The 18,474-nt window shown below is 60.5% G+C and carries 8 protein-coding genes and 4 rRNA genes; all 12 read right to left on the minus strand.

Features of this window, described 5'->3' with window-relative positions:
- Nucleotides 1–178: 178 nt before the first annotated feature.
- Nucleotides 179–2,350, minus strand: coding sequence for a hypothetical protein (locus LCQ44_RS02485; protein ID WP_225093988.1), 2,172 nt, complete (start codon nucleotides 2,348–2,350; stop codon nucleotides 179–181).
- Between the two features lie 183 nt (nucleotides 2,351–2,533).
- Nucleotides 2,534–4,423: a carbon starvation CstA family protein gene (locus LCQ44_RS02490; protein WP_196033790.1), complete on the minus strand. Its 1,890-nt coding sequence runs from the start codon at nucleotides 4,421–4,423 to the stop codon at nucleotides 2,534–2,536.
- A gap of 791 nt (nucleotides 4,424–5,214) precedes the next feature.
- The gene (gene tsaD, locus LCQ44_RS02495) at nucleotides 5,215–7,599 is read right to left on the minus strand and encodes a tRNA (adenosine(37)-N6)-threonylcarbamoyltransferase complex transferase subunit TsaD (RefSeq protein WP_225093989.1); all 2,385 of its coding nucleotides are present in this window, start codon (nucleotides 7,597–7,599) and stop codon (nucleotides 5,215–5,217) included.
- On the minus strand, nucleotides 7,586–8,092 hold the full coding sequence (tsaE, locus tag LCQ44_RS02500) for a tRNA (adenosine(37)-N6)-threonylcarbamoyltransferase complex ATPase subunit type 1 TsaE (protein ID WP_117735673.1): 507 nt from the start codon (nucleotides 8,090–8,092) through the stop codon (nucleotides 7,586–7,588). The genes tsaD and tsaE overlap by 14 nt, the downstream gene beginning before the upstream one ends.
- 12 nt (nucleotides 8,093–8,104) lie before the next feature.
- Nucleotides 8,105–8,725 (minus strand): uracil-DNA glycosylase, encoded by a 621-nt coding sequence (locus LCQ44_RS02505; RefSeq protein ID WP_225093990.1) that lies wholly within the window; start codon nucleotides 8,723–8,725, stop codon nucleotides 8,105–8,107.
- Between the two features lie 8 nt (nucleotides 8,726–8,733).
- On the minus strand, nucleotides 8,734–9,879 hold the full coding sequence (alr, locus tag LCQ44_RS02510) for an alanine racemase (protein WP_035137770.1): 1,146 nt from the start codon (nucleotides 9,877–9,879) through the stop codon (nucleotides 8,734–8,736).
- 2 nt (nucleotides 9,880–9,881) lie between these two features.
- Nucleotides 9,882–11,498, minus strand: coding sequence for an NAD(P)H-hydrate dehydratase (locus tag LCQ44_RS02515; RefSeq protein ID WP_082222952.1), 1,617 nt, complete (start codon nucleotides 11,496–11,498; stop codon nucleotides 9,882–9,884).
- Nucleotides 11,499–12,038 (minus strand): holo-ACP synthase, encoded by a 540-nt coding sequence (gene acpS, locus LCQ44_RS02520; RefSeq protein WP_195568739.1) that lies wholly within the window; start codon nucleotides 12,036–12,038, stop codon nucleotides 11,499–11,501.
- Nucleotides 12,039–12,213: 175 nt separating this feature from the next.
- A 5S ribosomal RNA gene (gene rrf / locus LCQ44_RS02525) occupies nucleotides 12,214–12,329 on the minus strand.
- Nucleotides 12,330–12,476: 147 nt separating this feature from the next.
- Nucleotides 12,477–15,451 (minus strand): 23S ribosomal RNA (locus LCQ44_RS02530).
- 401 nt (nucleotides 15,452–15,852) lie between these two features.
- Nucleotides 15,853–17,358 (minus strand): 16S ribosomal RNA (locus LCQ44_RS02535).
- 856 nt (nucleotides 17,359–18,214) lie between these two features.
- A 5S ribosomal RNA gene (rrf, locus tag LCQ44_RS02540) occupies nucleotides 18,215–18,330 on the minus strand.
- The 16S, 23S and 5S rRNA genes sit together here, the layout of an rRNA operon.
- Nucleotides 18,331–18,474 lie beyond the last annotated feature (144 nt).

Below are 18,474 nucleotides of genomic sequence, written 5' to 3' on the forward strand. Positions count from 1 at the left end.
AAAGCGAGCCGCATGCGACAACCAAGTAGCCGCAGGCCCCGGGAGAGTGGGGACACCGGCTTAGGTTTATCGCGAGTTCCGCACGAACAGGAGGCCACTTAATGTGGCCTCCGTCGTGAGCAGGACTGTAGAGCAGGAAACCTAAGCCGGTGTCCCCACTCTCCCGGGGCCGAACGCCCTAGTTGTTGAGCATGCGGTCGAAGCTTCCCGAGTCGCCATCCCGATAGTCTGCGGTCATCAGAATCTCCTGCGGAATGCGCCCGCCCTCGCGCAGCACGTTGCGGAACTGCACGCGCGTAACCATGGGCAGATCCTTGATCGTCGCTGCCAGGTTCTGCGGCACACCCTGGTTGGCAGCCGCGGGCTCGCACTCTCCGCCGGCCTTCACGCGACGCTTATGCTCGGCGAGCATGGCGCGGTACATGCCGGCATGCAGGCGAATCTCAACCACATTGGCATTGCGAGCCTGCTCGACGATGCGCGCGCCCTCGCGATCGATATCGCCCACGTAGTAGACGTAGTTAAAGCGATAGCCAATCTCGGCCAGATAATCATCCAGTGCGTGCGAGACGCTCGCTTTGCAGCCGCCGCCAAAAATCACGCCGCCCACCTTGATGCCAAAGAGCTTGGCGTGCTTGCGGCCACGCAGCAGCTTGACGATCTCGTCGTAGGTGTCCAGGTTCTCGACCATAATGAACGGCGTGTCGGCTCCCAGCGTAAAGAAGCCCGTAAAGTGCACGGGGCGATTGGGGGCGACCTTGATCGCCTGCATGCTGATGCCCTTTTCGGTCATACGCCTGATCAGGCGCTCACCGTGCTTGCCGTCAAAAGCCTTCTCGTCGTTAAAGATCTGGTAGGCACGCTGGCGGCGCGAGGCAACCGGCGTATCGGCACCTCGGTTCTGCTCGATCCAAGCCTGGATGATTGCGATTTCCTCGGCAATCTTGCGGTTGGACATCTCGTTGTGCTGAGTGCGCTGCGGAGCCTTTTTGCCGTCCTTGCCCTCGACCTTTACGATCTGTGTCTGCTGCTCCTTGATCTTGGAGAGCGCCATAGGCGTGGGGACAACCTTGAGCAGCTGCCTGCCTAAAACGCGGGCAAGGGCAAACGCCGAGACCTCGCCGTGGGCGGCCGACTCGGGCTGCTGGGCAGCAGTATCTACTGCGGCAGACTCCGGCTTCTTCTGAGACTTGCGCTTAGAATCGCCTTGGGAATTGCGCTCGCGCTTCGGCATAGACGCCTGCTTCTGCGGACGATCGGACTTGCTCTCCTTCGCTGACTGGCGCTTAGGCTGCCCCGAAGAAACCTCGGCCTTCGCATCCTCGTTCTGCGGCGTGGTCTTCTCGGTTGCAGTCTCGGCATGGGAACTGCGGCCCCCACGATGGCGACGGCGGCGAGGCTTGCTCGACGCGCCCTGCTCCGCCTGCTCATCAGTAGGCTGCTGGCCCTTGGCCTCGGCATCAACCTCAAGCTGCGGCTCAACAGGCTTCTGCTCGCGAGCCGCCGGCTCAACGGTCTTCTCGTCCTGGGTGGTCGAAACCGACTCGCCCTTCTCCTGACGCTTTACGGGATATGCACGTCCCGCAAAACCGCGACCAGGACGACACGAACCCGGAGCCTTCTTGGCAGACTCCTCAACATCGTCTGCAACCTCAGAAGACTCTTCAACCTCACGCGCGGCATCCTGCTGTGCAGTCTTAAAGTGAGCACCGCGACGACGCTTGGGCTCTTGGGCCTCCACGGGCTTTTGCTCCCTCGCGGGCTTCTGCGACTCGGCAGCAACCTCGGTCTCAACAGCCTCAGCATCCGTCTCACCCTTTTGAGCAACGGCGCGACGGAAGCGCTCCTGCTGGGCGCGGCGCTGCGCATCGCGCTTGCCACTCCCGCCAAAACCGCCGCGGCCGGCCTTGGCCGTAAAGGCGCGAACGACGCTCTCGTCAAGCAGCTCGTCGGTATCGACATGCTCGCGCGGAGCCGTTTCCACCGAAGCGGGCGCCTCGACAACGTCCTCGACGGCCTCTTCGGCAACCTCGACGGGCCGCTCCTGGGCATCGTTAATCTCGGCATTGATGGTATAGAACGCCGGGCGCCCGTTAATGCCGCTACCCTCGATCTTGGTCACGATCTTTGCCGCGATAAGCTCATCGCGCATCGCCTTGGTGTCGCACTCCTTATCGACGGAGCGGAAAATCTGCGCCAGCGCACTCGACTTAATCTTGAGCGCCTTGCGGCAAAGCAGGTCGTAGGCAACCAGCTTGGCACGCTCAGCAGAAAGCGACGTCTGGCTGCTCAGGCGCTCAGCCAGAGCATCGACATTTTGTTGGTTATCGGAATATACCGTCTTGGCCACGGGGCCCCTTTCATATGCACACATATACGTGTATATGGTACAACGCGCGCCCTTATCCACGCAAAACATCTGCGAGAACACTCGAGCGTCACCCGCTTTTGCATGAAAAAAGACCGAGCCCGCGAAGTCGCGGACCCGGTCTTTCCGAGTCAAATGGATGGGAGATTCAACCCGTCCGACCGACTAGGCCTTGGCGGCCTCGGCGTCAGCGGGAGCCTCGGCGGCAGCGGCGCGACCGTACTCGGCCTTGCCCATCTCGGACCACTCAGGCTCCTCATCAGGCATGGAGCCAGCCTCCTTGCCGAAGAACTCCTTGAGGCAGTTGACGGCGACGATGAGGCCCAGGACCATCAGCAGGACGGCAAAGACGAGCTGCAGGCCCTTGGTAGCGGCGACGGAGACGGCGGCCGTGGTGGCGGTAGCCGGGATGGTGCCGAAGAAGCCGTAAGCCTGGACGGCGGCCATGCAGCCCATGGCGCTCTGGACCAGCGAGGTGAAGGTGCAGCAGAGCAGGAAGGCGACGGGCACGTAGAGCATCCAACCCTTGCGGCCGGTGCACTTGCAGAACACGGCGAGGGTGATCATGGTCATGCCGCCGAGCAGCTGGTTGGAAGCACCAAAGAGCGGCCAGATGTTGGCATAGCCACCAAAAGCGAGGGCGAGACCGGGAAGCAGGGTGACGACCGTGGCGAACCAGGGGTTGCCGAGGACCTTCATGTAGCCGGCCTTGGACTCGATGGCCAGGGCGTCGTTGGTCTGGGCAAAGAACTCGGAGAACGAGGTGCGGGCGATGCGGGCGACGGCGTCGAGCGAGGTCAGGGCCAGAGCGGAGACGTTCATGGTCATGAAGACGGTAGCGAGCGTGCCGTCAACACCGAAGGCCTGCATACCGCGGGAGATGCCAGCGGCGAAGATCTGGAACGGGGTGGAAGCGACACCGGCGTTGAGGGCGCCGGTACCGGCGGTGTTCATATCGGAGAACATGATGCCGGCAACGATGATGGCAAGGATGCCGACGAAGGACTCGACGATCATTGCGCCGTAACCGACCTTGACGGCGTCCTGCTCCTTCTCGACCTGCTTGGAAGAGGTGCCGGAAGAAACGAGGCTGTGGAAACCGGAGAGAGCACCGCAAGCGACGGAGACGAACAGGACCGGGAACATCATGCCGGAGGCAGTGGAGAAGCCGGTGAAGACCGGAGCGGTGATAGTGGCCTGACCGTTGACGCCCAGGACTACGATGCCGAGGACAGCGCAGACGATCATGACGATCATCATGATGGAAGTGAGGTAGTCACGCGGGGTCTTGAGCATCTGGATGGGCATAGCGCCAGCGAAGACCAGGTAGACCATGACGACGGCGAACCACTGGAACTTATCCAGGTAGACCGGAAACTGCATACCGACGGCGAACATGAGAACCATGAGGACCACGCCGGTGACGAACTCGGCAGCGCCGGTGAGGTTGAACTTCTTCTGGGCCCAACCAAAGGCGATAGCGACGAAGGTGAACAGGATGGAGATGGTACCAGCGCAGCCGGCGGCATAGGACTTGGTGAAGTCGATGGCACCGGTAGCAGCACCAGAAGCGTCAACGGCCGGGGTGAACATGAACGTCTTGCAGACCATGTCGGTAAAGGCGGCGATGACGATGATGCAGAACAGCCAGCAGAACAGCAGGAACAGGCGACGGCCGGTCTTGCCGATATACTTCTCGATGAGCTGAGCGAGTGACTTGCCGTTGTTCTTCATCGAAGCGTACAGGGCACCAAAGTCGTGGACGGCGCCAAAGAAGATGCCGCCGACGAGGACCCAGAGCACGACGGGCAGCCAGCCAAAGGCCATGGCGACGATCGTACCCGTGACAGGGCCAGCACCGCAGATCGAGCTGAACTGGTGCGAAAACGCAGTGAAGGCGGAGACGGGCGAGAAGCTGTTGCCGTCCTTCATGCGCTTGGCCGGCGTGAGGGCCTCTTTGTCAACGCCCCACTTGTTGGCCAGCCAGCGGCCGTAGCCCAGATAGCCGCAGGCGAGCACCGCCGCGGCCACAACCATGAGCAAAACTCCGTTCATTACATTTCCTCCTCTAAAAAGAACTTCCTAGACATAAAAAATGAGGGCCGTCGGTTGCGCTCGACGGCCCTCATCTTCATCAGCCGCCCGTTATCGTACGGGCTAGCTGTATGTGCTAACCCGCATCAGATAATTACTACGCTGATAATGTTTAGCTGATGCGTGAACATGTCTAAGAAATCCTCTTCAATCATGATGCGAACGATCCGTGCGTGTTCACATCCCCCAGTGGTTGAAAAGGAGTATGAAACTTTAGTTACCTAAAGTCAACGCAAATTTGTAATGAATTTTCAACTTTTTTGGATTTCTCGGTATAAAACGCCACTGACCTCGGACTTTACCCAGCGACAGTTTTTGCATGAGAGATGTCCCTCGGGAGCGGGCGGGCGTATACAAGGTTTCCTGCTCTACAGTCCTGCTCGCACGGAGAGCACATTAAGTGCTCTCCGGCTCGTGCGGAACTCGCGATAAACCTTGTATACGCCCGCCCGCTCCCGAGGGGCTCCCATCCCAAATGCGGAGCAAAGCTCCGCACACCAACTTTTTCTTTCAGCTAAAGAACGCTGGAAATTCGACGCTGGCTTGTTAACCTTGCTGGACGTTGTCGACGCCAAACCAGCTCAGAAGCTATATCGATACAGAAAGGTCCCCGGACGGAGGGGCCGGATATAAGGTTTATCGCGAGTTCCGCACGCAAAGAAGGCCACTTAATGTGGCCTTCGTCTTGCGCAGGACTGTAGAGCAGGAAACCTTATATCCGGCCCCTCCGTCCGGGGACCGCGCCGTACCAGCTACAGCGTCATGTTCGGATCGGCGTCAACATCGAACGGCGAGATTTCGCCTCGGTCGAATTTACGGCGAGCGACCTCCGCGATCATGGCTGCGTTATCGGTACAGGCAGACAAGGGCGGCACCGTTACGCGAATCCCCTGACGCCCAAGCTTCTTGATCATCATCTCGCGCAGATGCGGGTTGGCCGAGACGCCGCCACCGATGCAGTATTCCTTGCATCCGGTAGCGTGCAGTGCGTTTTTGGCCTTCTTGTACTGCACGTCAAAGACAGCTGCCTCAAACGAAGCTGCCAGATCGGGCAGGTGAATCGTGCGCCCGGCCTTGGTCTCCTGTTCAATGTAGAGCGTCACAGCGGTTTTAAGGCCCGAAAGCGAGAAGCGATAGTCTCCCCTGCTGTTAAGCGCACGGGGGAAATCGATCGCCTTGGGGTTGCCCGTCTCGGCCAGCTTGGAAATGATGGGGCCACCGGGATAGCCCAGACCCAACGCCTTGGCTACCTTGTCGAAGGCCTCGCCCACAGCGTCGTCGAGCGTCTCACCGAGCACCTCGTAGTCGCCCCACGCCTTCACGTGCACGAGCATGGTGTGCCCACCCGAGACAAGCGTGAAGATAAACGGCGGTTTGAGGTCGGGTTGCGCCAACAGGTTGGCAAACAGATGCCCCTCCAGATGGTTGACGCATACGAGCGGCTTACCGGCAGCGTAGGCAAAGCCTTTGGCAAAGGCAACGCCCACCACGAGGGCGCCCACCAGGCCCGGACCCTGTGTCACGCCCACGGCGGCAAGCTCGCTGGGAGCAATGGCTCCACCCTCAAGACCAAGCGATGCTGCGGCATCCTCGAGCGCCGCATCCACGACACTCACAATCACCTCAACGTGTTTGCGCGAGGCGATCTCGGGCACCACGCCGCCAAAGCGGGCATGAAAATCAATCTGTGTCGACACCTGGTTGGCCAGCATATTGCCATCCGCATCGATAATCGCCACGGCCGTCTCGTCGCAGGAACTCTCGATAGCGAGCACCAGGCGGCGGCGCTCAATTTCGGCGCGCTCCCCCTCGGAGCGCCCAGGCGCAGGCAGCGGCCATACGCGTTGCTCGGCTGCCGTCGGCTCGGGCGAGGCGTTATCGACCGGAAGTACGAGGGGAAGTGGGGCCGTCATGACGATGGCGTCTTTGCCGACACCGTAGTAGCCACGACGACGACCCACCTCGGTAAAGCCCAGAGCGGCATAGAGCGCAATCGCGCCCTCGTTGCCGTCCTCGACCTCGAGCGAAGCCGTGGTGCAGCCGAGCATCTGGGCATCATAGCTCACATGCGACAGCAGCTTGCGGGCAATGCCCTCACGGCGATGTGCCGAGTCGACGGCGACATCCAGAATCTGCACATCACCGTCCACGACCATACCGCCGGCAAGGCCCAGCAGCTTGCCGTCGTCGTGTGCCACCCACCAACTGCGCGGCGCAGCGACGTCCTCGCCCAGTTCGGACAGGAACATGCCCGGCGTCCACGCCTCGTGTCCGGCACCTTCAAAGCAGGCAGCCTCTAGCGCGCTCGCGCCCTCGGCATCCGCCGCGCCCATGGGACGGAACTGCAGATGACGACCGGCGAGCTCATCGGCAACGCCCGTAATTTCGCTCTGCGCACTCTCGGCAAGACCAAGACGCTTGCGCTCGTTTTCCTCGGCATCCGAAAGGCGCGTGTAAATCGGCAGGACGCGAGCCGGATCGCCGTCACCCGCAGCGTGCGCGAGCAGCAAGCCCTCGCCCGAAGGCCACCACAGGTCGCGCTCCACGCAGCGGGCGGTCTCGTCCTCACCCAGCAGCTTGCCATAGCGCACGAGACCGTCACCGGTCAGCTGAACCTGGCCCCAGTCCGCTGCTCGGCGCCACTCATCGAGCGCCACGGCGGCCTTGACCACGTGTTCGCGCTCAAATTGACGCTCGGGACCCTCATCGCCCAGCATATATAGTGCCGGATATACCTCACCGCGCATGGCATCGGCCAAGATACCAAGCTTGCCGCGCACGCCAGCCTTCCACGCCGTCCAAGCGCAAGCGTCGAGCGTCGACACGCCCAGCAGTGGAACATTGGCACCGCGCGCGAGGCCCTTGGCAGTGGAGATGCCGATGCGCACACCCGTAAACGACCCCGGGCCGCGGCCGACCACGTAGTAACCAACATCGCTGCGATCCAGACCGGCTTGAGCCAGCACGCCATCAACGGTATTCACGAGCTCAACGTTGGCGTGACGGCGACACATGTGGTCGCCACTCACGAGCTTCGTCTCGCCCGTCTGCCCATCAATCCAGCTTGCCGCGCAGGCAAGCATGTCGGTCGAGGTATCGAGCGCCACCACCAGCGCGTTGTCGTTATGCAAGCTCATCTTGTACAGCCTTATCAATCAAATGGGAAAGCTCCATTGCGCGGTCACCGTGCGCCTCGAGCGTTATCGTTCGCACATCACTGTCGCCCTCATCACGCTTGAGCGTCACCGAAAGATACTCATCCGTCAGCTCGTCTTGGAATTGTTCGCCCCATTCCAGCAGGCAAGCACCCTCATAGCCCAGCACATCGAAAATGCCCGTATCCTCGAGCTCGTAGGCATGCTCCAGACGGTATAGATCAAAGTGAAACAGCGGAATACGGCCTTGATCGTGAACGGCCATGAGCGCAAACGTAGGGCTCGTAACCATATGCTCATCGCCCAGCCCGCGCGAGACGCCCTTGGTAAAGTGAGTTTTGCCCACCCCCAGGCCACCGGTCAGGATGAGCACATCGCCGTCCTCAAGGCACGGTGCAATTAGCTCGCCAAAGTACTCCGTATCGGCAGCGCAAGTCGTTTTGTAAGTACCTACCCCCAGGCGCTCCAGGGACATATATGCTCCTTATTATTCCGAGGCGTCCTCTGGTGCGGGATGTCGCTCCAGATAGTCGCCCAGTATCTTAAAGTCTTCCTCCAGCAGTTCCTGCCACGCCGGATTGCGTAGCGCTGCTGCCGGATGGAACGTGGGCATTACTACAAAATGCCCCATCTGGTGGAACCTGCCGCGCAGCTTAGTAATGCCAATCTCGGTCTTAAGCACAAAGTGCGTCGCGGGGTTGCCGAGCGTCACGATAATATCGGGCCAGATGCTTCGAATCTGCTCACGCAAAAACGGCGAGCAAGCCAGCACTTCCTCGGAACGTGGATTGCGGTTTCCCGGCGGGCGGCACTTAAGCACGTTGGCAATGTAGACGTCTTCGCGTTTGAGCCCCGCCAGCGACAAAATGCCGTTGAGGTCCTCGCCTGCCGCCCCCACAAAGGGCTCGCCCTGCAAATCCTCATTGCGGCCCGGCGCCTCGCCAATAAACATCACACGAGCGCGGGGGTTTCCCACGCCAAACACGATATTGTGACGCGACTGGTAGAGCTGGCAGAGGTGACAATCGCCCAGAACGGCCTCAATTTCCTCGAGTGCGACCTCACGTGGTGCCTGATGGGTATGGCCGGGGATGTGCATGACGCCCATAGCGGCTCCTACACGTAGACCTTGTCGAGACGCATGCCAAAGCCGCAGGCGACCTCGTAGTTAATCGTTCCGCGCAGTCGGGCCATCTCGTCCATAGTGATCTCGGCATCGCCATCGCGGCCGACAATAATCATCTCGTCACCATACTCGGCCTCGGGAATCTCGTGTGCCGGGTTGGACTGAATGGCGACCATAAACTGGTCCATGCAGATATTGCCAACCTGATGCACGCGCTCGCCGCGATACAGCACATCCATACGATTGGAAAGCGTACGCGATAGGCCATCGGCATAACCGATCGGCAGCGTGCAGATCTGAACGCGCGTACGCGGTACGCGGTAGGTAAAACCGTAGCCCACGCCCTCACCCATCGCAGGGTGTGCCACGCGCGTCACACGCGCATGGACGCTCATAACGGGATCGAGCTGCATCACGCGGCCACTCAGCTCGCACGGCTGCATGCCATACAAGCCAACGCCGGCGCGGATCATATCAAAATGCATCGAGGGGTCGAGCATCGAGGACGGCGTGTTGGCGCAGTGCACGATACCGCACTCAAAACCCGCATCCTTAATGGCCTGAACGGCCTCGGTAAAGCGCTGACACTGCAGCTTGTAGTCCCAGCCCGAAGGTTCATCGGCCGTGGCGAAGTGCGTAAATACGCCGTCGCACTGAATACCGCGATGGAAATTTATACCGCGGACAAAGTCGAGCACCTGCGTGTAGTGAACGCCGATACGATTCATGCCCGTCTCGATGGCGAGATGATACTTGCCCACTTTGCCCGCCGCGACGGCACATTCGCCATACGCAAGAGCAAAATCAGACGTATAGACCGAAGGCATGATATCAAACTCGAGCAACGTCGGAATGGCCTCGATAGGCGGCTCGCTTAGGATGAGGATGGGTTTCGTAATCCCGCCCTGTCGGAGCTCAACGCCCTCGTTAACCGTCGCCACGGCAAACATGTCGGCACCGGCCGAATACATGATCTTGGCGCACTCAACAGCTCCATGACCATAAGCATCGGCCTTGACCACGCAGCACAGGCGCTGACGTGGATTCAGCAAGTTCTTATAGGCCCTCGTGTTGCGACGGAGCGCCCCGCGGTCGATCTCGACCCAGGACCAGCGCGTCAAATCGGCTTTATTCATGATTAGTCATCCGACCCTTCGTCCATGATTCCCAGATCTTCGAGCGCATCCTTTGCCGCCAGTTCCATGGCCGGACCGATCAAGTCGATAAGATCGGTCGCGATGACGCTCTTCTCACCATACTCCGTCGCCGCGGCAAAACCGGCGTAGCTGTGAAGTGCGACGGCGTACGAATACAGCAGCTCCCAACGATCCATCTCGTCGCGCATGGTGGCAAGCGTGCCGGCCAAAATACCCGCGAGAACATCACCCGAACCGGCAGTTGCCAGAGAAGCCGGACCCGAGAGCGGCAGCAGCACACGCTCAACGCCACAGATAGCCGTCGTCGGCCCCTTGGCAATGACCACCAGATTGTCAGAGCCTGCAGCCCAGACAACCTTCTGCGCGGCTGCAATCGCAGTACCAAGGTCGTTCACCTCGTCACCGGCAACCAGACGCGAAAGTTCACGATAGTGCGGCGTCATAACCAACGGCTGCTCGCGACGATACATCTCGGGATTACTATCAATACCGTCAATGGCAATCTTAGCAAGGCAGTTGAGTGCATCGGCGTCCAAGATAAGCGGCACATCAAGCTCGAGCAAGCCCGAAACCACCTGCATAGCGCCGGCAGATGTCGTCATACCGGGACCGCACAGCACACAGCTGTACTTCTTTGCAATCTCGCACACAGTCATGCGCGCAGCGGCGCCAAAGGAGCCGCGGGAATCAGACGGAATAGCAAAGACGGGAATCGAAGGAAGTGCCATGCGAATAAGATTGGCGCAGGCGTCAGGAGCCGCGACTGCCACGTAACCAGCACCCGCGCGAGCTGCAGACTTGGCCGCCATAATGGCAGCACCAGGATATTGCGCAGATCCGGCGACAATAAGCACAGAGCCACGGGAATACTTATCGATATTCGTAGGTAGTGGGGCAAAGTAATCAACTAAGTCACCGGGCTCGACAATCTCGGCGGCGTGGTCGACATCATCGATGACCTCGTCAAGACGGTCGTAAAGATTGCCGCAGATCAAATCGCCAGCATACTCAGGACCATCAGCGCTATACAGACCAATCTTGGGCGCAATCATCGTCACCGTATGCTCGGCACGAATGCAGTCGTCATCAACAACGCCCGTCTCGGCATTGAGGCCCGAGGGAACATCAATGGATACGACACAATCGGCGCATTCATTGACCGTAGGAATCCAGATGGAGAACGGCGCACGCAGATTTCCGTGGAAACCGGTACCAAAAATGGCATCGACAACAACATCGGCCTTATCGATCAAAACCTCGAGTTCGTCACGCGAGGGGCCGACGCAAACGTGCACATCGCGGCCGGCAGTACGACGAGCAACATGACGTGCCAGAGCAGCAGGAATCTCATCCGGCTCAACCGGAGAAACGATATCCACGTCCACACCCTTATGGCTCAGGATATCGGCGGCAACCCAACCGTCGCCGCCATTATTACCAAAACCGACCAGAACGAGAACCCGATCGGGATTGAGCTTCAAGACCTCGTTGGCGGCAAACTCACCCGCTAGCTCCATAAGCTCGGCCTTCGAAGTCCCTTCGCGTTCGATGATATCCTCGAGACGAACGACTTCTTCGGTACTCAAAACCGGTTTCATCTATGCTCCTAGCGTATCTTGCGAAGCATCGCCCAGGTGCTCCGTCAATGCTGAATTCTGCAGCTGCTCAAGCTCATCTAAAACAGAGCGAGCCTCTTTAAATGTCTGCGCTACGCGTTTCTTGGTGCTCACCTTTTCCTCTTTTGGCTTAGGCCGAGCATCTTCGGTAATCGCGATGGCATTCGCAACGGCCAAGTCTCCTGTAAGCGTAATGGAAAGAGCGACCTCAACAACACCCAGTTCTTGAGCGATCTCGAGAGCACGGCCCGAAAGCAGCGCCTTCGGTTTGCCGAGTTTATCACGCGTAACCGAAACATCCTTGCGACCCACGCCTTGACTAAAACCCATGCCGAGAGCTTTAAGTACCGCCTCGCGCGAAGCAAAGCGGCTCGCATAGTGAGCAGCGGGACGCGATGATGCATCGCAATACGCACGCTCTTCTTCGGTAAACACACGCCGAGCAAACGACGGCGTCTTTTCAAGAATTGATTTCATGCGGGAAATCTCGACGATATCAACGCCGATACCAGCTTCAGCCATGTTCACCTCCATATCGCACAGACTAAGTTATTGTAGCCCGTTCGCAGAAGATGCGACAAACGAGGGTTATAAAACACAGCTACTATGTGAGACAAAAGCCCGTAAACGCAAAAAAGGGGGAGGCCGCGAGGCCTCCCCCTTCTCAGTTCTAGCGTACGGCTCGGTGCCGTCCACCGGTCAGCGGCGCCCTGGCCTCCCACGGGCTGACCCCGCAGTACTCTCGGCGCGATGGGGCTTAGCTTCCGGGTTCGGAACGGGACCGGGCGTGCCCCCCATGCTCTGGCCGCTGACCGGTGGGCGGCGCCCACCGTTACGGTGTCCGGGTGTCTCTCTCACGTGCCCTGGGGGCCGCATGGCGCATAGGAAAGGTCTGACTCGGGGGCATCCTCGTGCCCGGACCGCGCATGAGCGCTGGGTCCCGCGGGCCGCGAGGTGCGGTTCCGGAAGAGCTCGGGCGATTAGTGCGGCTCGGCTGAGGACGTCGCCGCCCTTGCACCTGCCGTCTATCGACCAGGTAGTCTACCTGGGCCCTTACCGGAAGGAGAACTAATCCCTGGAACGGCTTCCCGCTTAGATGCCTTCAGCGGTTATCCGCGCCGCACGCGGCTACCCGGCCGTGCCGTTGGTCGACAACCGGTTCACCGGAGGTGCGTCCACCCCGGTCCTCTCGTACTGGGGGCAGCCTCCATCGATTCTCCTGCGCCCACGGAGGATAGGGACCGAACTGTCTCACGACGTTCTGAACCCAGCTCGCGTACCGCTTTAAACGGCGAACAGCCGTACCCTTGGGACCTGCTCCAGCCCCAGGATGCGATGAGCCGACATCGAGGTGCCAAACCTTGCCGTCGATGTGGACTCTTGGGCAAGATCAGCCTGTTATCCCCGGAGTACCTTTTATCCGTTGAGCGACGGCCCACCCACTCGGGGCCGCCGGATCACTAGAGCCTGCTTTCGCACCTGCTCGGCTTGTGGGCCTCGCAGTCAAGCCCGCTTGTACTCTTGCATTCAAAAGGACGGTTGCCGACCGTCCCGAGCGGACCTTCGCGCGCCTCCGTTACCCTTTAGGAGGCGACCGCCCCAGTCAAACTGCCCGCCTGGCACGGTCCCCGAGCCGGTTGACGGCCTCGGGTTAGGACGCCGGTCGCGCGAGGGCAGTATTCCAAGGGCGGCTCCCCGGGGGCTGGCGCCTCCGGATCTGTGCCTCCTGCCTATCCTCTACACGCGGGACCAGCGGCCAATGCCAAGCTGCAGTGAAGGTTCACGGGGTCTTTCCGTCCTTCCGCGGGTAAGTCGCATCTTCACGACCAGTGCAATTTCACCGGGTCCATGGTCGAGACAGCGCCCAAGTCGTTGCGCCTTTCGTGCAGGTCGGAACTTACCCGACAAGGAATTTCGCTACCTTAGGACCGTTATAGTTACGGCCGCCGTTTACCGGGGCTTGGCTTCGGGGCTTCGCCGAATCGGCTAACTCCTCCGCGTGACCTTCCGGCACCGGGCAGGCGTCAGACCCTATACGTCGCCTTGCGGCTTCTGCAGAGTCCTGTGTTTTTGGTAAACAGTCGCTTGGGCCTCTCCACTGCGGCCCGCCTCCGCTCCCGGAGCAAGTCCGTTCACGTACGCGCGGGCACCCCTTCTCCCGAAGTTACGGGGCCATTGTGCCGAGTTCCTTGACCATGGTTGACCCGATCGCCTCGGTATGTTCTACCCACCCACCTGTGTCGGTTTGCGGTACGGGCGCGCACGCGCCTGCCTAGGGGTTTTTCTAGGGACCTCGGGCTCACTCGCTTCGCTCAGTCGCTTCGTCCGGAGCCTCGCCCTTCTGCGGACCGGATTTCCCTGGTCCGCGGGCCGCGCTCCATCACGGGGACGTCCAGAACCCCGCCGAGCCACCCCCATCCGTCGCCCCGTCGGTCGTAGCGCCGCGTGCGCGGTGCAGGAATGTCTGCCTGCTGCGCGTCGGCTACGCCTACCGGCCTCGCCTTAGCCCCCGACTGACCCTGGGAGGATTAGCCTTGCCCAGGAAACCTCGGGTTCACGGCGGACGAGTTACTCTCTCGTCTCTCGCTACTCATGCCAGCATTCTCACTCCCATGCGCTCCACCGTCGGTCGCCCTCCGGCTTCTCCGCCCATGGGAAGCTCCCCTACCGATTCTAATGAATTAAAATCCCGCCGCTTCGGTGTCCAGCTTAGCCCCGTGTATTGTCGGCGCATGTCCACTCGACCAGTGAGCTGTTACGCACTCTTTGAATGGATGGCTGCTTCTAAGCCAACATCCTGGTTGTCTGGGCGGACGCACATCCTTTGCCACTCGGCTGGAACTTGGGGACCTTAGCGGGCGGTCCGGGCTGTTTCCCTCTCGAGCACACAGCTTAGCCCACATGCTCTGACTGCCGCGCTCTGGGCCGCCGGCATTCGGAGTTCGGTTGGATTCGGTAGGCGGCGAAGCCCCCTCGTCCATCCGGTGCTCTACCTCCGGCGGTGAACGCGCGACGCTAGCCCTAAAGCTATTTCGGGGAGAACGAGATATCTCCGGGTTTGATTGGCCTTTCACCCCTATCCGCAGGTCATCGCCGCCGTTTTCAACCGACGTGCGTTCGGCCCTCCACGGGGTCTTACCCCCGCTTCAGCCTGCCCACGGATAGCTCACCCGGCTTCGCGTCCGCGGCGCGGGACTCAAGTCGCCCTGTTAAGGCTCGCTTTCGCTTCGGCTCCCTTTCGGTTAACCTCGCCCCGCGCCAGCGACTCGCTGGCTCATTCTACAAAAGGCACGCCGTCACACCATAAAGGTGCTCCGACTGCTCGTGGGCGCACGGTTTCAGGTACTGTTTCACTCCCCTCCCGGGGTGCTTTTCACCTTTCCCTCACGGTACTGGTGCGCTATCGGTCACAGGGTAGTACTCAGGCTTGGATGGTGGTCCACCCAGGTTCGGACCGGGTTTCACGTGCCCGGCCCTACTCAGGGACCGCGTCGCGCCGTCCGGTCTGGGTTCGCGTACGGGGCTGTCACCCGCTGCGGCCGGCCCTCCCATGCCGTTCCGCTCCCCAGCCGGACCTGCGCCCGGGGGCGGCAGCCCCCGGATGCGCGGCCCTGCAACCCCGTCGGCGGAACCCCTGCCGGGTATGCCCGCTCGACGGTTTGGCCATCGGTCCCCTTTCGCTCGCCGCTACTCGGGGAGTCTCGAGATTGATTTCCTCTCCTCCGGGTACTTAGATGTTTCAGTTCCCCGGGTTGTCCTCCCCGCCCCTATGTGTTCGGGGTGGGGATATGCACACTGCTGTGCATGGGTTCGCCCATTCGGAGACCCCCGGGTCGAAGGATGTGTGCTCCTCGCCGGGGATTATCGCAGCTTGCCGCGTCCTTCATCGGCTCCCTGTGCCAAGGCATCCGCCGTGCGCCCGTGGTATCTTGCGGGACCGCATCGGGCCCGCGGGATATCCACGTGTCGCTAATTAAGTTAATTAATCGATATCATGAATAGCGCTCGTATGTCGCAATTCGGGTATCTCATACCGCGGCACAGTAGTTGACTGTGCTCGCGATCAGATGCTCCTCACTCATATATAAGTGAATTCTTCTTGTTTGGATCGGATGAATGATTGCTATCATTCTGTCTTTAAATCGCAGAAAAGAATCGAGTCTGGAAGAGGATACTCTTCCATCTCTCTCCTATCGCTATGCGGCTCTCAAGGTACGCGGGTGCGACCCCGGGGACCGGGTGCTGCGGGGACGTATCCGTGGCGGACATCTACCGGACGGGCTCCTGCCCTCTATTCGAGTTAAAGTTTGTCTCTCTAGAAGATTTATCTCCCTAGAAAGGAGGTGATCCAGCCGCACCTTCCGGTACGGCTACCTTGTTACGACTTCACCCCCCTCACCCTCCACACCTTCGGCGCCTCCCCCCTTGCGGTTGGGCCGGCGACTTCGGGTGCAGACGACTCGGGTGGTGTGACGGGCGGTGTGTACAAGGCCCGGGAACGCATTCACCGCGGCATGCTGATCCGCGATTACTAGCAACTCCGACTTCATGGGGGCGGGTTGCAGCCCCCAATCCGAACTGGGGCCGGCTTTCCGGGATCCGCTCCCCCTCGCGGGGTGGCATCCCTCTGTACCGGCCATTGTAGCACGTGTGCAGCCCAGGGCATAAGGGGCATGATGACTTGACGTCGTCCCCGCCCTCCTCCGCCTTGACGGCGGCGGTCCCGCGTGGGTTCCCGGCATCACCCGATGGCAACACGCGGCGGGGGTTGCGCTCGTTGCGGGACTTAACCCAACATCTCACGACACGAGCTGACGACAGCCATGCACCACCTGTATGGGCTCCTCTCGGCCACGGGGTCTCCCCCGCTTCACCCATATGTCAAGCCCTGGTAAGGTTCTTCGCGTTGCTTCGAATTAAGCCACATGCTCCGCTGCTTGTGCGGGCCCCCGTCAATTCCTTTGAGTTTTAGCCTTGCGGCCGTACTCCCCAGGCGGGACGCTTAATGCGTTGGCTGCGGCACGGGGGGATCGTCCCCCCACACCTAGCGTCCATCGTTTACGGCTGGGACTACCAGGGTATCTAATCCTGTTCGCTCCCCCAGCTTTCGCGCCTCAGCGTCGGTCTCGGCCCAGAGGGCCGCCTTCGCCACCGGTGTTCCACCCGATATCTGCGCATTCCACCGCTACACCGGGTGTTCCACCCTCCCCTACCGGACCCAAGCCGCGGAGGTTCCGGGGGCTTCGGGGGGTTGAGCCCCCCGCTTCGACCCCCGGCCTGCCGGGCCGCCTACGCGCGCTTTACGCCCAATGAATCCGGATAACGCTCGCCCCCTACGTATTACCGCGGCTGCTGGCACGTAGTTAGCCGGGGCTTCTTCTGCAGGTACAGTCTTGACTCTTCCCTGCTGAAAGCGGTTTACGACCCGAAGGCCTCCGTCCCGCACGCGGCGTCGCTGCGTCAGGGTTCCCCCCATTGCGCAAGATTCCCCACTGCTGCCTCCCGTAGGAGTCTGGGCCGTGTCTCAGTCCCAATCTGGCCGGTCGGTCTCTCAACCCGGCTACCCGTTGTCGGCACGGTGGGCCGTCACCCCGCCGTCTACCTGATGGGCCGCGGAGCCATCCCCTCCCGTCGGGGCTTTAGCCGGGGTGCCATGCGGCACCCCGGGGTATCCGGTATTACCCGTCCTTTCGGGCGGCTATCCCGGGGGAGGGGGCAGGTTCTCCACGTGTTACTCAGCCGTTCGCCACTCGCTTCCCTCCGGAGAGGGGTGCCGTTCGACTTGCATGTGTTAGGCGCGCCGCCAGCGTTCATCCTGAGCCAGGATCGAACTCTCCGTCCAAAATAAATGGGCTTCGAGCCCGTCCGGTCCTCACAACTATTAGCTGATCGGTTCCGTTCGATTCATATGGTTCTAGTATAGGAAAAGGAATTTCTCGGGGCCGCCTCTCGGCGGCCTTGCGAAAAACAAATCCAAGTTAGACCATTTCAAATGGTTCGATGTCTGCCCGGATGCGACACTGAAGTGAGTGTCCATCCTCGCAGTATCCGGTTCTCAAGGTGCACGCCTGCGCTGGTTCCCGGTTGCACCGGGCCGCGCGGCAAGGAGATATATTGCCAGACCGGAGGGCCCCCGCGGGCGGGAATCGCGCACTCCATATTTTGTTCACAAACGAACTAGGTGGCCCTGGAAATAACAAGGGTCGTATGGACGATCATAAATCACAGACAGACCGTATGACCTCGGCGATCTTGCTGTCTGATGTAGAAGCACTGACCTTATACCCTAATAAGCAAGAACCACATGCTATTGAACACAAGAAGCGATTTTACGTATTCGTACTACCTTAAATAGCAACGGGGCCCTATCAGATGACGATAGAGCCCCGTTGCAACATAAGCCTGAATCCGATACCGCGAAGACACGATAAGCCTCACTGGAGTTTAAATATTGTAGATCCAATTCACTCGTTATCGAAATAGATGTGGTGCTCCAGCAACACCAGACAACAAATAGAAGCAATTGAAAGCAGTCTACAACTTCCAGAGACACGGCTGATCATCTCGACCATAAACCACATTCCGTACAACAGAAGGAAAGCGATCAAGTGCCCCAATTTGTCCTTTAACGCAAAAAAGGGGGAGGCCGCGAGGCCTCCCCCTTCTCAGTTCAAGCGTACGGCTCGGTGCCGTCCACCGGTCAGCGGCGCCCTGGCCTCCCACGGGCTGACCCCGCAGTACTCTCGGCGCGATGGGGCTTAGCTTCCGGGTTCGGAACGGGACCGGGCGTGCCCCCCATGCTCTGGCCGCTGACCGGTGGGCGGCGCCCACCGTTACGGTGTCCGGGTGTCTCTCTCACGTGCCCTGGGGGCCGCATGGCGCATAGGAAAGGTCTGACTCGGGGGCATCCTCGTGCCCGGACCGCGCATGAGCGCTGGGTCCCGCGGGCCGCGAGGTG

The organism is Collinsella aerofaciens, from assembly GCF_020181355.1.
Taxonomy (GTDB): Bacteria; Actinomycetota; Coriobacteriia; order Coriobacteriales; family Coriobacteriaceae; genus Collinsella.

Bases quoted from the DNA above. Each gene is read 5' to 3' on its own strand.
- LCQ44_RS02515 (WP_082222952.1), bottom strand. From the start codon at position 11,498: ATGAAACCGGTTTTGAGTACCGAAGAAGTCGTTCGTCTCGAGGATATC.
- tsaD (WP_225093989.1), bottom strand. From the start codon at position 7,599: ATGAGCTTGCATAACGACAACGCGCTGGTGGTGGCGCTCGATACCTCG.
- acpS (WP_195568739.1), bottom strand. From the start codon at position 12,038: ATGGCTGAAGCTGGTATCGGCGTTGATATCGTCGAGATTTCCCGCATG.
- alr (WP_035137770.1), bottom strand. From the start codon at position 9,879: ATGAATAAAGCCGATTTGACGCGCTGGTCCTGGGTCGAGATCGACCGC.
- LCQ44_RS02505 (WP_225093990.1), bottom strand. From the start codon at position 8,725: ATGGGCGTCATGCACATCCCCGGCCATACCCATCAGGCACCACGTGAG.
- tsaE (WP_117735673.1), bottom strand. From the start codon at position 8,092: ATGTCCCTGGAGCGCCTGGGGGTAGGTACTTACAAAACGACTTGCGCT.
- LCQ44_RS02490 (WP_196033790.1), bottom strand. From the start codon at position 4,423: ATGAACGGAGTTTTGCTCATGGTTGTGGCCGCGGCGGTGCTCGCCTGC.